Origin of the sequence: Flavobacterium cupriresistens, assembly GCF_020911925.1 — a bacterium.
GTDB lineage: Bacteria > Bacteroidota > Bacteroidia > Flavobacteriales > Flavobacteriaceae > Flavobacterium > Flavobacterium cupriresistens.
Map to the genome: position 1 here is coordinate 4,018,711 of NZ_CP087134.1, position 15,848 is coordinate 4,034,558.

11 protein-coding genes are annotated in these 15,848 nt (G+C 36.4%); 5 read left to right on the forward strand and 6 right to left on the reverse strand.

Annotation, left to right across the window (positions count from 1 at the left end):
* Positions 1-227 precede the first annotated feature (227 nt).
* The 5 genes from LNP23_RS17030 to LNP23_RS17050 all read left to right on the forward strand — a co-directional run bounded on the left by LNP23_RS17030 (position 228) and on the right by LNP23_RS17050 (position 8,432).
* Positions 228-2,069: an IucA/IucC family protein gene (locus tag LNP23_RS17030; RefSeq protein WP_230002098.1), complete on the forward strand. Its 1,842-nt coding sequence runs from the start codon at positions 228-230 to the stop codon at positions 2,067-2,069.
* A gap of 32 nt (positions 2,070-2,101) precedes the next feature.
* Positions 2,102-3,913 (forward strand): IucA/IucC family protein, encoded by a 1,812-nt coding sequence (locus tag LNP23_RS17035; RefSeq protein WP_230002099.1) that lies wholly within the window; start codon positions 2,102-2,104, stop codon positions 3,911-3,913.
* A gap of 13 nt (positions 3,914-3,926) precedes the next feature.
* Positions 3,927-6,320 (forward strand): TonB-dependent receptor, encoded by a 2,394-nt coding sequence (locus LNP23_RS17040; protein ID WP_230002100.1) that lies wholly within the window; start codon positions 3,927-3,929, stop codon positions 6,318-6,320.
* Between the two features lie 4 nt (positions 6,321-6,324).
* On the forward strand, positions 6,325-7,461 hold the full coding sequence (locus tag LNP23_RS17045; RefSeq protein ID WP_230002101.1) for an acetyltransferase domain-containing protein: 1,137 nt from the start codon (positions 6,325-6,327) through the stop codon (positions 7,459-7,461).
* Between the two features lie 389 nt (positions 7,462-7,850).
* Positions 7,851-8,432 carry a helix-turn-helix domain-containing protein gene (locus LNP23_RS17050; protein ID WP_047777391.1) on the forward strand — a complete coding sequence of 194 codons (582 nt, stop codon included), beginning with the start codon at positions 7,851-7,853 and terminating at the stop codon, positions 8,430-8,432.
* A gap of 613 nt (positions 8,433-9,045) precedes the next feature.
* Here the strand turns inward: LNP23_RS17050 and LNP23_RS17055 are convergent.
* From LNP23_RS17055 to LNP23_RS17080, 6 genes are all read right to left on the reverse strand, one after another.
* Positions 9,046-9,366, reverse strand: coding sequence for a hypothetical protein (locus LNP23_RS17055; protein WP_230002102.1), 321 nt, complete (start codon positions 9,364-9,366; stop codon positions 9,046-9,048).
* Positions 9,367-9,660: 294 nt separating this feature from the next.
* A complete protein-coding gene (locus LNP23_RS17060) occupies positions 9,661-10,344 on the reverse strand; it encodes a phosphonatase-like hydrolase (protein ID WP_230002103.1) in 684 nt (227 codons plus the stop codon).
* 2 nt (positions 10,345-10,346) lie between these two features.
* Positions 10,347-11,504, reverse strand: a complete 1,158-nt coding sequence (locus tag LNP23_RS17065; protein ID WP_230002104.1) for a TIGR03364 family FAD-dependent oxidoreductase — start codon at positions 11,502-11,504, stop codon at positions 10,347-10,349.
* Entirely contained in the window at positions 11,488-12,831 is a 1,344-nt protein-coding gene (locus LNP23_RS17070) for a DUF5690 family protein (RefSeq protein ID WP_230002105.1), read from the reverse strand. The genes LNP23_RS17065 and LNP23_RS17070 overlap by 17 nt, the downstream gene beginning before the upstream one ends.
* A 5-nt stretch (positions 12,832-12,836) precedes the next feature.
* Entirely contained in the window at positions 12,837-13,937 is a 1,101-nt protein-coding gene (locus tag LNP23_RS17075) for a sulfatase-like hydrolase/transferase (RefSeq protein WP_230002106.1), read from the reverse strand.
* A 394-nt stretch (positions 13,938-14,331) separates the two neighbouring features.
* Positions 14,332-15,837, reverse strand: a complete 1,506-nt coding sequence (locus LNP23_RS17080; RefSeq protein WP_230002107.1) for a SusD/RagB family nutrient-binding outer membrane lipoprotein — start codon at positions 15,835-15,837, stop codon at positions 14,332-14,334.
* Positions 15,838-15,848 lie beyond the last annotated feature (11 nt).

Below are 15,848 nucleotides of genomic sequence, written 5' to 3' on the forward strand. Positions count from 1 at the left end.
TCCTTAACCCAAAAAAAGGCTAAACACCTAAAAAAACAAGTGTCAAATAGTCAATAATTATTTTATAGTTATGAAAAATAAAACCGCCCGATCCTACTTATCAACAGTGTCGATCACCAACAAACTACAATCTGTAAACCCCAACCGATATACCACTTAAAAAAACCTTTTCTCCTCTAAAAAGAGCATCACAGAAAAGTCAATTATATCAATTAAACTACACCACAATGCAAGAAAAATCCACAATACAAAGACATGAAAATGGTCAATTAAATCCTCAACTTGCCGCATCACATCTTCAACCGGAAATATGGGAAAAAGTAAACAGACTCCAACTAAGAAAAATGTTATGCGAGTTTTCACATGAATTATTACTTATCCCTGAATTAAAAGATACTCAAGGAATATGGGGGCTTTACAGCCTTAGTACCCAAGATGGAGTAACCGAATATCAGTTTAAAGCACAACTACTGGCTTTAGATCATTGGTATATTGACAACAACTCTATTTCTAAAACAACAAACGAACAAACCGAGCCTCTTGACGCTATAGCATTTTTACTTGAATTTACAGAAGAATTAGGCTTTTCTGAATCAAATCTGCCTACTTACCTGGAAGAAGTAATCAGTTGTCTATACGGCAGCGCTTATATGCAAACCAACAGCGAACTTACAGCCAAAGATTTGACAACAGCAAGTTATGCCGATGTTGAACATGCCATGACTGCCGGACATCCTTGTTTTATAGCCAACAGCGCCAGGATAGGTTTTGATGCAATAGATTATCAAAATTATAGCCCTGAAGCTGCAAAACCACTTTCTTTAGTTTGGGTTGCTGGTCATAAAAGCCACACTGAATTTACCAGCATCCCTCCCCTTAGTTACCATCAGGTGATGGAACAGGAATTAGATACAGATCTAAAAGCATCTTTCGATTTGTTGCTTAAAGAAAAAGAACTTGATCCGCAAGATTATATTTACTTCCCGATTCATCCATGGCAATGGCACAATAAACTGATTTATTTATTTGCTCCCGATATTGCCACATCAAAATTAGTTTGTTTAGGTGATAGTAAAGATTTGTACATGCCACAACAATCGGTGCGTACCTTTTTTAATGTAAGCGATAACAAACGCTTTTATGTTAAATCGGCACTTTCTATTCTGAACATGGGCTTTATGAGAGGGTTATCTCCTTATTATATGCGAACAAACCCACCGATTAGCGAATGGGTTGCGAACCTTGTTGAGAATGATGCTTACCTTCAGAAAAAAGGGTTCACTACATTAAAAGAGATTGCTACAGTCGGTTATACCAATACTTATATTGAAGAAGCAATAAAAATTGATTCTCCTTATAAAAAAATGCTGTCTACGCTTTGGAGAGAAAGCCCGATGGATAAAATAGCAAACGGAGAACGTCTGATGACTATGGCCGCTTTACTGCATATCGATACAGAAGGAAACTCATTGTTGGCTGAATTAATCAAATCTTCTCCTTTGGATGCAAAAGGATGGATTCAAAGTTATTTGCAAGCTTATCTAAGTCCACTTTTACATTGTTTTTACTACCATGATATGCGTTTTATGCCACATGGTGAAAATCTGATTTTGGTATTCCGCGATAATGTTCCGGTCAGAGCCATTATGAAAGATATCGGTGAAGAAGTAGCCGTTGTAAATCAGGAAAAAGAATTGCCTGAAACGGTAAAACGAATCATCATCAATGTTCCTGAGGACCTTAAAATCCTGACTATTTTTACACAGATATTTGACTCTTTTTTCCGATACCTGAACCACGTATTGGTAGAACATGTTAATCTGCCGGAAGAAGATTTTTGGAGTCTTGTAGCGGACTGTATTACCGAATACCAATCCGAATATCCTGAACTGGAGGATAAATTCAGAAAGTATGATTTATTTGATTCAGAGATTATTAAAACCTGCTCTAACAGACTGCAAATGCAAAACAGTTCAAAGATGCTTGATGCGACCAATCCTTTCAAGAATCAAAAATTTGCCGGTACCTTAAAAAATCCACTTTCTGTTTATCAGACCAAATTAATCTAGTCCCTCTTTAAAAACTATAATACGCTAAAACCATGAATATAGATACGCTAATCTCTCCAATACAAGCATCCGAACATTTAGAAAAATCCGTTTGGAACAAAGTAACCCGTCTGCACCTTAGAAAAATACTTGCCGAGTTCTCTCATGAACGTCTTGTAATTCCTAATTTAATCGAAAGCAAAGACGGCTGGGGAATCTATCAACTTAGCAGTTCAGATGAAAAAAACACTTATCAATTTAATGCTAAAATACTGGCTTTAAACCATTGGTATATTGATACTGATTCTATTGAAAAATTTACTGAGGGTGAAACTGCTGCATTAGACGCGCTTAGTTTTATCATCGAATTTAAGGCAGAGCTGGGAATTCCTGAGGAATCTTTACCGGTTTACCTGGAAGAGGTCTGCAGTACATTGGCCGGAAGTGCTTACTTGCATTATTATGGCAAACCAAACTCAAAAGAGTTATTAAGTGCCGGCTATCAGCAAACGGAATCTACGATGACCGGTCATCCACGTTTTATTGCCAATAACGGAAGAATCGGTTTTACTTCCAGTGATCATAGAGAATACGCTCCCGAAGCAGCAGCGCCGTTCTCTCTGGTATGGCTTGCGGGTCATCGCTCTACTGCTGTTTTTACTGCCGTATTACCTTTAGATTATGATAAAGTAATGCTACAGGAACTTGGCGAAGAAACCTTAAAAAACTTTAACGATCAACTCCTTGGAAAAGGGCTAAATCCAAAAGATTATTTCTTTATGCCGGTGCATCCATGGCAATGGTTTAATAAATTATCTAATATCTTCTCAGCCGACATTGCTACGAATCGTTTGGTTTGTATGGGATACAATGAAGACAAATACCAACCACAACAATCTATACGAACTTTTTATAATATCACACATCCCGAAAAATTCTATGTTAAAACGGCAATCGCTGTACTGAACATGGGCTATGTACGTGGGTTATCGCCTAAATTTATGTTGTCTAATCCGCCAATCAACGAGTGGATTTATAACCTGGTAAAGGATGACCATTATTTACAGTCAAAAGGTTTTATCATCTTAAGAGAGATTGCCAGTTTAAGTTTTGCTCATCAGTATTATGAAACAGCAGTCCCGGGTGACACGCCTTACAAAAAAATGTTTGCCTGTTTGTGGAGAGAAAGCCCGGCAGACAAAATTAGCGGTAACCAACGTTTAGTTACCATGGCGTCGCTGCTTCACATTGATAATGAAGGGAAAGCCTATCTTCCAGAATTGATACAAGCATCGGGTTTGACCATTTCTAATTGGTTGCGTCAATACTTTAGCTGTTATTTGAGTCCATTACTTCACTGTTTCTACAAATGGGACATGGTCTTTATGCCTCATGGAGAAAATCTAATCCTGATTCTGGAAGATCATAAAGTCGTTAATGCTATTATGAAAGATATTGGTGAGGAAGTTTCGTTACTAAACTGCAGTTTAGAAATTCCTGAAGAAGCTTTAAGACTTGCTGTAACTGTTCCTGACGAACGCAAAACATTGCCTTTATTTACACAAGTATTCGATTCTATCTTCCGATTTATTGCTGCAATACTTGTTGAACATGCCGATTTCCCGGAAGATGAGTTTTGGAAACTTGTAGCAGAATGTATCTTAGATTATCAAGCGGCACATCCTGAATTCAGTGAATCTTTCAAGAAATTCGACTTGTTTGTTGATGAATTCAGCCCTGATGCCTTAAATAAGTTACAACTGAATAATAACAGACAGTTAAGAAATCGTGCCAATCCATTTGAAAACCTGCCTTATATAGGTATTGTAAAAAACCCTGTAACTCCATTTTACACTAATAAATAAAAAATCAATTTTCGTGAATTATTTTACAACATTAAACAAATACATACCCACCCTACTCTTTACTGCTGTGTTCTTTTTATTGTCCTTACATACACAAGCGCAACAAAGCCAATCCGGCACCATCAAAGGTCAGGTTATGACCGAAGATGGAAAAAAAGTGCTGTACGGCACCGTTAGCCTAAATGGAAAATACAGTGTTAAATTAGATAAGGACGGTTGGTATGTATTTGATAAGCTTACTTCTAAAACAAATACCGTTACAGCAAGTATTATGGGATTAGCCTCTCAGACAAAAACGGTAACCCTAAATACAGGAGAAGAAATTATTCTGGACTTTACCCTTACCGCTGATGCTGAATCCTTAAATGAGGTTTTTATTGTCGGAAACAAATACAAAATCACTTCTAAAAAGAACAGTGAATATGTGTCGCGACTTCCAATCAAAAATCTGGAAAATTCACAGGTTTATAGTGTGGTAGACAAGGAACTTATTAAAGAACAAATGGCTTTAACGGTCGAAGAATCTTTTAGAAATGTTCCGGGAGCTGCCCCTGCAAAAACCGGAGCGGGAATGCCTTCTTTTTTCTCGAGAGGTTTTCAAACGAGTGAAAATTTCCGTAACGGGATGGCGACTTATCTGCGTACAGGTGTAGATCTTGCCGCTGTAGAACGTGTGGAAACCTATAAAGGACCAAGTTCTACACTTTTCGGGGCACAAATGACCTCATTTGGAGGGCTTGTAAATTATATCACCAAAAGACCTTATGACCATTTCGGAGGTGAAATTGCCTATACAATGGGAAGTTGGGACCTGAGTCGTATGACCTTAGACATCAATACTCCGGTTAAAGATGCGGAAGGTTTATTCGTGAGGTTAAACGTTGCCCGTCAGACCGAAAACACTTTTCAGGATCAGGGCAATAGTACTACATTACTTATTGCACCAAGCATTACCTATCAGGTATCCGATCGTTTAAAATTTACGTTGAATGCTGATTTCCAAAGTATGCAGGGAATTACTCCGGCTGGATGGATGGTTTCACCAACATTAGGCGTAAACAGTTTCAACCATCTTAATCTCGATTACCGTATCTCACTTAACGATAACTCTCTCGTAAGTAAACAAGGTTCTACCAATGTATTACTTGACGCAGAATATAAAATTTCTGATCAATGGACTTCTCAATCCAGATATGCTTACGGTGCGGGGAATTACGACGACCTCTATATTTTTGACTTCATCTGGCAAAATAAATCCTCTGTCGATCGTATCCTTAGAACATTCACCGACGAAAAGGATGTTAGAAAAAACTTCCAGCAAAATTTTACAGGAGATTTTAAAATCGGTAATTTCAGAAACAGACTTGTAGTTGGTTTTGACTATTTATCCAGCTTTAGATCTACCCGATACGACGGACTAGGTTATGCAGGAAAGGTTTTTGAACCGGCAAATTTGGATGATCTAGGTGCAACACCTGTAATTAGAATAGAGGATGTTGAATCTATTTTAGCCAAAAGAAACACAGGTCAGAACCAGACAAAAGAATCTACTTATAGTGTTTATGCTTCAGATGTTTTCAACGTAACAGACCAACTTTTAGTTATGGCCAGTTTACGTGTCGATCGTTATATTGGAGATGGTACAACAAATACAAAATCTCGTGTAACTCTTGGTAACTACAATCAAACTGCGTTCTCTCCTAAATTCGGTCTGGTGTATCAAATTCTGGAAGACAAACTATCTGTTTTTGGAAATTATATGAATGGTTTTAAAAACATAGCTCCAAAAATTCAGGTAGACAAAACAGTTTCTGTTTTCAAACCTCAGGAAGCCGCACAACTGGAAGGTGGTGTTAAATTAGATTTCTCCGATAAAATCAATGCGACTGTAAGTTATTACCAGATTGATGTCACTAATAGTTTGAGAAATGAAGTTACTCCACAAGGAACTTTTGTTATACAAGACGGAACACAAAAAAGCAAGGGAGTTGAAATTGAAGTTATAGGAAGACCTTTTTCAGGTTTCAACTATGTAGCCAGTTACGGTTATAATGACAATGAGTTAACAAAATCAACTGCTAGTGCACCGGGTAAAAGAGCGGCAGGTACTCCAAAAAATGTCGTTAATCTTTGGGCAAGTTACACTATTGTGAAAGGTAAGGCTCAGGGCTTAGGAATGGGAATAGGAAATTCTTATGTTTCAGATGCCTTTATTGACAATACCAATACCTTTACCCTTTCTTCTTATAATCTTCTTGACGCAACCTTGTTTTACAACCGTCCGAAGTATCGAATTGGTATTAAAGCCAACAATATTCTGGACAGACAATATTGGGTAAGTGACGGTTATTATGCACGTCCGCAAAAGCCGAGCAATTTTATGATCAACTTTACCTATAAATTTTAATTAAATGGATTCTATCGATCAGCGCACTTTCCAATCCCGTAGAATACTGTTGGGGGTAATTATGACTTTTGCCATTCTGGATCATACCCGATTGTTTTTCCATTACTGGAACACCAATCCGGCAGATTTGGATCATACTACTTTCTCTTTGTTTTTTACGCGATTTATATCCCATTATTTTGCGCCGGCAGTATTTTTTATAGCCGGTATCGAATTATTCCAGTGGATGGGTAAAAAGACAAAAAAACAAAATATATGGCCTTTATTCCAGTTGGGCAGTGTGCTGATCCTTATTGAAATTTTCATAAACAATTTCTTGTATACGTTTGACCCTTATTACCGCACGATTGGTGTTTTTATCATCGGTTCATTAGGGTTATGCTTATACTTTATGGCGGGTTTGCAATACTTAAACAGAAATTGGATCTTAGGGATCAGTTTAATTATTCTAATCGGTCATCATGTATTAGATTCTATACAAATGAAAGGAGATTCGCCAAATGCTATCCTTTGGTATTTGTTACACCAACAAAAATTTATACCTCATAATCAGAGTTTATACATCGTAAATTATACCTTACTTCCTTGGTTGGGTGTTTTATTATTGGGGTATTTTTGGGGGTTCTTTTGCAGATCCGAAAGTTCTCCTGTACTTCGAAAAAAGGTATTGTTGTACAGTGGTTTTATTCTGATAGCGGTATTCTTTGTGTTGCGAGGCCTAAATGGCTACGGAGAATCTATCCCCTGGAAAACAGGAAGTTCTTCACTCCTGAGCGTGTTATCGTTTTTCAATCTTACAAAGTATCCGGCTTCACTGGAATTTCTCGCAATTACACTTGGTCCAATTTTTCTGTTTCTGGCCTATGCCGAAAACTGGAAAAACAGAGTCGCTCAATTCTTTTTTACTTTAGGACAGTTTCCTTTGTTTACTTATCTCTTCAGTACACTTATTATACATCTAGCGGCTATGGCTTGGTTGTTTTTTAATGGAAAACCATTGCAAAATATGGTCATAACAACTGCTTCGTATGGTGCTAAAAGTCCATTACTTAATTATGGCTACTCTTTAGCTACCGTTTATCTGCTGTGGCTTGTATTTGTTCTGATCTGCTATTTTGCGGTAAAAAAAATAAAAGCTTAACTAGTTATATCATCGAAATCTCATGCCTTATTTTCTGTAGTCTTGTCAATTTCGACGAAGGAGAAATCACACAAGAAATTCCGCAAAGAAAAACGCTAATCTTTGTCGAATGTTGGATGCGATTTCTCCTTCGTCGAAAGGACAAACTGGAGAGTGTAATTGTATAAACGAGGTATGTATGTTTTAGACAAACTAAATTTTCGCATTCCTTTTTTACTACGCCACAGGTTTTGCATTTGATCCGGTAAAACAGTTCCACTAAGATTCAATACAAAAATTACAAATAGTAAACTCTTAAGAATAAAATATAGTCATCCTGCACCAACTAGCACGAATTATTTTTTTTTAATTCAAGTTAAATTTGCATATTCGTAAGAAATACAAAAAGAATGGATGATTATTTAATTGGAATTGGTAAACGAATAAAAGACATTCGCAAGAACAGTAAAAAAACAATTAGCACCGTTGCCAATGCTGCCGAAGTTAGTAATGGACTAATATCGCGCATTGAAAACGGAAGAACAATTCCTTCCCTTCCTGTTTTATTAAATATCATTAGTGCATTAGAAATTGAAGTTTCGGCCTTTTTTGAAGGAATGCCTAAACCCTCGGGGCAAAATTATATGGTATCCCGTGCCGAGGAAAATTCCATTATCGAAAAAGAAGATGATGCAAAAGGTTTTACTTATCAATATATCTTTGGTAAACAACTTTCCTCTATCGGATTTGAAGCTGTTTTATTAGAAGTAAAACCAAACTCACAAAGAGAAAAAGTCGAAACGGATGCTTACGAATACAAATACATGCTTTCGGGCGAATGTGTGTATATCATAGGCGATGATGAAGTATTGATAAAAGAAGGAGATTCGATCTTTTTTGACGGTAGAATTCCGCATGTTCCTGTAAATCGCAGTACAACAACTGCCAAAATGTTGGTATTATACTTCTTTTTTAATACCCAGAGAGATTAAAAACGGAATCAAGTCTTAAGTTTTCTTGATCTTTTTTTGCCACGAATTTCACGAATTGGCTCTAATTATTTTTTGCCACAGATTAAAAAGATTAAAAGGATCTAATCTGTAGGGGCAATTTAATTCTATCTAATAATTTTTTAGGTTACTGGTAAAAACTATTTTATGTTTCATGTTCATGATTATTTTTATCTTTTTTATCACGCAGATTTAGCAGATTAGGCAGATTTTTGCAATTGAACTGATAAGAAAATCCGTTACCCGAACAATAACAAACAGACAGCGCAAATCCGCAAAATCCGCTAAATCTGCGTGCTATTTTCGTTTAGTATTTCGTCAATTGACTCTAATTATTTTTTGTCACATATTAAAAGGATTTGATCTGTAGGGGTCAATTTAATTCTATGTAATACTTTTTTAGGCTACTGGTAAAGAGTTATTTCTATTTCGCATTCTTGGTTTATTGTTCTTTTTTATCACGCAGATTTAGCAGATCTGGCAGATTTTTACAATAGAACTGATAAAAAAATTCGTTACCAGAACAATCGCGAACAGACGGCGCAAATCCGCTAAATCTGCTAAATCTGCGTGCGATTTCATTCTAGTGCCTAAATTATTTTATCAAAAGAATTAAAACGGCAAATAGATATAATCCGATTACCGCTATCATGATTAAAGCGATTTCAACCGCTTCAGCAAAAGTGATGTTGTGGTTCATTGTGGTTTTCTCTTCGACAAACTCTATCGTTTCTATACTTACGCCAAAAGATTTAACACTCTCAAGATGTTTTTCTTTCTCTATTGGTACATCATTTTCTATAGCTGATAGTACTGTTTCTAAAGCCTGAACCTGGTTTTTCTTCTTTATGTCTCTAAGTATACGAACAAGGCTTATTTTTTGCCCTTCGCAAATTGTTTTTTCTACTGTGATCATAAGTTCTAAATAATAATTTAAAAAATTTACACAACGGAAAAAACAAAACAACAGGATACACTACAGATTGAAATCAGTCCGTACCGTTTAATTACTTCTTCCGTTATTTGTTTTGAACAAAAATATAAATTTTCTTACAATACAATCATAAAACCAGGAAAAACTTTATAAAAATTTTCATACTCTCCAAAAAGTATTTATCAGAGTCATCACAACAACTTTTAAGTAAAAACAAAAAAACTCCTCCTTTACCTGAAATAAAGGAAGAGTTCAAAAAAAAATAAACACAATATATTATAAGAGTATAACTCTTAATTCTTTTAAACTTTCAACGATATAAGTAGGAGCAGCTTCCTGAATTTGCTCACGGGTCTGTGCGCCAGTCAAAACTCCCGCTGTCATGCCACAATGGGCACTTTTTCCTTCTTCAATATCAATAGCCGAATCGCCTACTTTTAGGACTTTCAAAGGATCATTTACCCCCATAAGCTCCATCGCTTTTAGAATCATATCGCCGTCAGGTCGTCCGTTTTTAACATCGTCGGCAGTTACTAATGCATCAATGGTCACTCCTACTTTCCAGCCGAGTTTATCCAGTAATTTATTAGCTGTAATGCTATCATAGCCTGTATTTAAAACCACTTTTATATCATTGGCCTGTAAATCTTTGAACAGCTCTTCTGTGCCTTCAAAAGTTTTTACGTCCAGTTCATTGTATGCTTTTTCTAAAGCAATCTTAAAATTAGCGAATGCTTTTTCAGCCACACTCTTCACATTTGTTATACTTGTACAGGTTGTTAAAATATCTCTTATCGCCTGGTATTTTTCCTTACCTGCACCGTGTTTTAAAACGTCTTCCAATGACATTATAAATCCCTCTTCATTAATTACTTTTTGCACTGTTTTGTAGACTACATTTCCTTCATCAACAGTTGTTCCGGCCATATCAAAGACCACCAATTCTATTCTTTGTTTCATTATTATACGTTAAAAATTTTAGTAATATTCTCTTTTGAAAATCCGGCGCTCCCCGTCATTCCTTTTCCTCCAATTCCGGTAATGATATGAATATTGTCACCGACAGTGTGCTCAAAAACATCTTTGGTTTTGCATTGAGAATAGGTTCCGAACCATCTGTTTTGAATTTCGTAAGTCGGCAAATCGATAATCTTTTTTGCCTCCTGTATCATAAAATTATCAATATCCATATCCAGATTAAACCCCAGATCATCACTGTTTGCTGCGGTAGCGTATTGGTGTGAATCTCCCAAAATCACAGAACCATCCATTGCCTGTTTGAAGAGAATATGAACGCCCCATTTTTTTTCTAAAGAATCTGCATCTTCTTTGGATTTAATGGCTTTAAACGAAGGACATTCATAAAAAGCTTCATATCTTCTAATCGATAATCCGGTTAAAATGGAGCTGTCTAACTTGTAATTGGCTTGTGGTTTGGTTTGCAACATTTGCAATTTTGAAACTTCAATATCACTTTTGAAAAACAAATCCGGATATAACGTTTTAAACTCACTGCCATTACAAATAATCACCTTTTTGGCCAAAAAAGTTTCGTTTGCGGCACTTTCTACTGTTACACCGGCATCGGTGTTTTCGCAGTTTACAATTGCTGTATTGGTAATTAATTCTAAACCCAAAAATTGCTGCATATATTCCTGAAGTCGGTAAATCATAGTTCTTGGCTCTACCGTTACTTCATCAGGAAAAAACAAACCTGCTTTTACATAATCCGAGCGTAAACCCTGATATTTACTCAGACATTCCTCTTTAGTCAACAAATTGGACTGATAATCATTCCCTTTATTTATTTCAGCCAGCTCTTCTATAAGTTGCACTTCCTCATCGTTGGAAGCCAGATAAACTGAGCCGTTTTGTCTGATTGAAATATCAAATTGGCTTTGAATTTCTTTGTAAATCAATAGACTTTCTCGTCCATAAGCTTGCCATTTTGAATCCATACCCGACGGTACTACTTGTCCAAAATTCTGAATAGTAGCACTTTTAGGCATTTTATCTTTTTCGATAACCGCCACTTTTAATCCTTTTTTTAAAGCGTGATAAGCATGAAAAGTTCCTAAAACCCCTCCTCCCACAACTATTAAATCATATCTTGTTTTCATTTAAAAATAAATTATTTTCGAACTCGTTAGTCGACTTTTGAATCACGCCTAACGGGTTGTATTTTACATTTTCTTTTTTCTTCTTGTTCTTTTTTTTAGTGAGGTACACCATAGAACCAATGCTAACTAACACTCCCATAGCGGCCACTATATAGGCTCCGTCTATAAAGAAATTCAACCAGGACAAAGTTGATTGTCCGAAATTTTTATACAACAATACCGAAACACTCCCCAAATAGCCAAAAGCATCGGCCAGATAAATTAGAAATCCTGCATTTCCTTTTATTTTGAAAGCAGCTATAAATCTATCGAAAAAAAGGCTGTTAAAAGGTACGTAACAAATGTACAATCCGAAGCCGGAGACCACCATCCAATAATAAGGGCCTATAGTTCCGAAGTGAAACAAAAGCGTCGAAAACCCAATAGACAATGAGCCAATTATCAATAATATATGATAGAAAAACAAGGCTTTCATATTGTCTTTAAAATAAAAAGCAGCGCCCAAAACCAACAATACGATCACCGCCACAATTACTTCTGAACTGGCATAAACCGATGTATCTCCCTTATAACCGATACTGTCCCACAATTCTCTTGCGAAATTGTCTCTAAAATCTCTAAAAGCCGTTAGATACGTATAAAACAAAATCCAAAGGGTGATCGGGAACAAAAACTTCAGGACTACTTTTTTGCGATCCTTACTGCTCATCGGAATGCGTTTTGATCGCAACGTTATATCTTCTGCTGTTGGTTTTGGAATTCTCTCTAACAACCAGGCAAAAAACAACAAGGGCGGTATAAAAATTAAACCCGTTATGGCCGGCATCCAAAAGGGTGAAAACCCCCAGGACTCCATTACAAAAAAACCGGTCGACTTTACTACTCCGCTGGAAACGATAAAACTTGTGCTTAACGCTACTCCCAGTATTTCGGTAAATTTTCTTCCTTCTAAATAAGAAAAAACAATGCCCCAAATCATCCCCAATGGAATACCGTTGATAAACATGCACAAAATATTATACGGTTTGGGAACTAGCGCAAATAATACTAAAGCTGCTTCTGCAATTCCTATTAAACCTAAAAGATAAAACACTCTGTTTTTCGCTTTTAGTTCTGAAATAACCTTTATACCGATAAATTTTGAAAGCACATAACCTAAAACCTGAGCAATAATCAACAGGATTTTGTAATCAATATGAAATACTTCCAGTCCTTCAAAAGTGGCTACACTGAAGGGTTTTCTAAAAGCATACATGCAAAAGTACGCTCCGAAAGCAGCCAGTGAAGCCGTAAGTACAAAAGAAATATCTGATTTTTTCTTACTCATTCCTACTATTTTTTAAGGATCGGTAAAGCGCTCCCTTTCATTTCAGTGTCTTTTGCTTTGCTGTCTAAAAGTTGCAAAACAGTAGGTGCGATTTGGTTGCTGTACAATTGTTCTTTTGATCTTACTTCTCCCAAAACCTGAACGCCATTACCAAAAACAACCAGCCAAACCTGATCGGCACCATTTATTTTAGAACCATGACTTCTCCAGGTGTCCAATGGTTCAGAACCACGACCATGATCTGTTGAAAGGATAAAAATGGTATTGTTTTTATAAAAAGGATCACTCTGAGTATAATTCCAAAGTTGTTTGATCAATCCATCTGTGGCGTGAGCTGAATTTAAGTAGGCTTGATAATTCCCATCGTGTGCAAAATCATCTGTTTCTCCGTAAGAAATGTAGATCAATTCCGGATGTTCTTTTTTCATGTATTCTAAGGCGTAGTTAGAAGTAAAAGCATCAAATCGAACAGAATCCCAAGGAGAAGGTACTTTGGACTGTAATTCGTTTAAGAAAGTTTCTCTTGCAGAAAGATTTTTTCCTTTAGCCTCCTCAAAACCTGCATTTACGGGAATTCCCGAACGTTCTTCGTTCACAATAAACGGAAACACATCCCAGCTTCCAAAAGCGGCTACTTTACCTTTGTATTTCGGTAGTCTGTTTATTTTCTCTAAAACCGTTGTATTGGGATTGTTGAATTTATCGTTGCTTTTAATGCGCACATCATCGGCAACTCCGCTTAATATTTCGTTATACCCCGGATACGAAAACCACATGGTATTGGTTAAATTTACATCGCTTCCCTGATTTCTGTTACCGTGCAATTGTCCCATTTTGGTTACTTCATTCCAGAAAAAAGGCATTAATGCGGTTCTTCGTTCTTCGGGTGTAGCTCTCCAGAATTTTTCTTTTAAATGGGTTGTGTCTTCTACATACTTCTTCTCGGCTACCAATTTCTGGTCTGCGCCGGTAAACAATTCCTGCCAGCGAAATCCGTCTAAAGTGATTACTACTACTTTTGGATTTTTTACGGCTTCTTTTTGTTGCGCGTTTCCGCTAAAAAAACTTAGAAAAGCGACACTCGAAATTATTATTGATTTTTTCATTATTATTGATTTTGTTTTTATAGAACTTAACTCGTTGGCGGTTAGTTTTTTTTTAACACATAGAGACATAGTTTTAAACCGCTGAAAAAAGACGTTTCACTCTACATAAATCACATAAGACCATGTGAAAAAATCATGATTTTATTGAAATACCTTCCCATTTACAATTTCAATTCTATATCTCTATGTTTCTATGTGGTAAATAACTTTTTATTGCTTTTTTTTAACACATAGAGACATAGTTTTAAACCGCTGGAAAAAGACGTTTCACTCTACATAAATCACATAAGACTATGTGAAAAAAATCATGATTTTCTTTAAATATCTTCCCTTTTACGATTTCAATTCTATGACTCTATGTTTCTATGTGTTAAACAATTTTTTATCAGAATTTCTATTTAATAAGCCACATTACAGCATTAATATCATCTGTTCCTCCGTATTGACTCTTTAAAGCTGCCGTTACATTTTCGGAATTTGTTTCGAATTCGCTTTGCGGATATTTCCAACGTGTCGGAATCTTACCGCCATTTTTATTTGCCGGTCCAACATCAAATTTCGGAATACCTGTTCTTCTGTAATTGAAATAGGATTCTCTCTCTGAGTTTTGAAAAAACGCTACATACTTTTGCGTTAAAATCTGTTCCAAACCTGTTGCATTATTGCCTTGATACACTACAATGCTCTGGTTTAAAAAAGTAGTGACATCGGCAGCGGCAACTCCATAAAATTCCATGGAAGCTTTAATCCCCTGATTGTAATACGCTGCCGCATCACCATTAATCCATCCTCTGTTGATCGCTTCCGCAATTGCAAATTGTTGCTCGGAATAACCGATTAGAATGTAGGCTTCACCAATATAATTGCTGTAATATCTCTTTTCATTTGGGTACGATAATTTCCCCTGATCGGAAGCTACTTGCATAGAACCCTGCTCATCACCTGTATTGGCGGCGATGTAAGCATTCAAATTCAGAGGGTCATTGGCTTTATAATAAAAAGAGGCAGGATCGGCAACTTTATAAATTCTAGGGTCATTATTTTGTTTTAGAATATTCAAATACGTCCCTCCCATTATATTTCTGTTTCTGTTAAAACCATAGTTACCGGGATTTATCTTGTAATTATTCCCCGTTTCATCTGAAAAATAACGGGTCATATTGTCTTTGATTCCTTCCATCAACGGATATTTTGACGGATTGCTTATTATTTTATTGAATTGACTGGCAACATCTAATTCTCCTGTTTTTTTACTTAGACTGATTAGTACTCTCAGACGAAAAGTATTGATCGTTCTTTGCCATTTGTCTAAATCTCCTTTGAATAAAAAATCTCCTTGCACGGCTGTCGTTCCAATTTCTGCTTTTGCTACAGTGATTTGATCGTTTGCAGCATCCAAAAGTCTTAAAACCTCAGTGTACACTTCTTTTTGGGTGTCGTACTTTGGTTTTGTAATCGGGTTGTTGTTTTTGGCCTGTAAAGCCTCAGACATTGGAATATCCCCCATTCTTTTAGACATATAATCTAAAAAGTAGGCGTTGAAAAATTTAGCCAATGCTCCGTATTTGTTTCTTGAATCCAATTTTCCGGCTTCTTTTTCCATGGCCTGAACATTAGACAGTGTGGTGTAACGTAAGGATGCTGAACCCCAGTTGTAATCCTGATTTCCATAATAATCAAAAGAGATGGCCCAAAACTGGTTGTCTCTCTGAGCACCTGACCACGGACCTTCGTCATCTACATTATTCATGACTCTTAAAACTTCGGTCAATAACATCGAAGGTGGTACACTTGTCGCACGATTGGGATCGTCTGCCAGATCTTCAAAATTGGTGCAACCTCCCAGCATAAAAACCATTGCAAGAAGTAGTACGCTTTTATAGTGTTGTATTGTTTTCATTTTTGTTTGTG

Coding starts and splice junctions, on each gene's coding strand:
- LNP23_RS17045 (WP_230002101.1), top strand. CDS start 6,325: ATGGATTCTATCGATCAGCGCACTTTCCAATCCCGTAGAATACTGTTG.
- LNP23_RS17055 (WP_230002102.1), bottom strand. CDS start 9,366: ATGATCACAGTAGAAAAAACAATTTGCGAAGGGCAAAAAATAAGCCTT.
- LNP23_RS17060 (WP_230002103.1), bottom strand. CDS start 10,344: ATGAAACAAAGAATAGAATTGGTGGTCTTTGATATGGCCGGAACAACT.
- LNP23_RS17065 (WP_230002104.1), bottom strand. CDS start 11,504: ATGAAAACAAGATATGATTTAATAGTTGTGGGAGGAGGGGTTTTAGGA.
- LNP23_RS17070 (WP_230002105.1), bottom strand. CDS start 12,831: ATGAGTAAGAAAAAATCAGATATTTCTTTTGTACTTACGGCTTCACTG.
- LNP23_RS17075 (WP_230002106.1), bottom strand. CDS start 13,937: ATGAAAAAATCAATAATAATTTCGAGTGTCGCTTTTCTAAGTTTTTTT.
- LNP23_RS17050 (WP_047777391.1), top strand. CDS start 7,851: ATGGATGATTATTTAATTGGAATTGGTAAACGAATAAAAGACATTCGC.
- LNP23_RS17080 (WP_230002107.1), bottom strand. CDS start 15,837: ATGAAAACAATACAACACTATAAAAGCGTACTACTTCTTGCAATGGTT.
- LNP23_RS17030 (WP_230002098.1), top strand. CDS start 228: ATGCAAGAAAAATCCACAATACAAAGACATGAAAATGGTCAATTAAAT.
- LNP23_RS17035 (WP_230002099.1), top strand. CDS start 2,102: ATGAATATAGATACGCTAATCTCTCCAATACAAGCATCCGAACATTTA.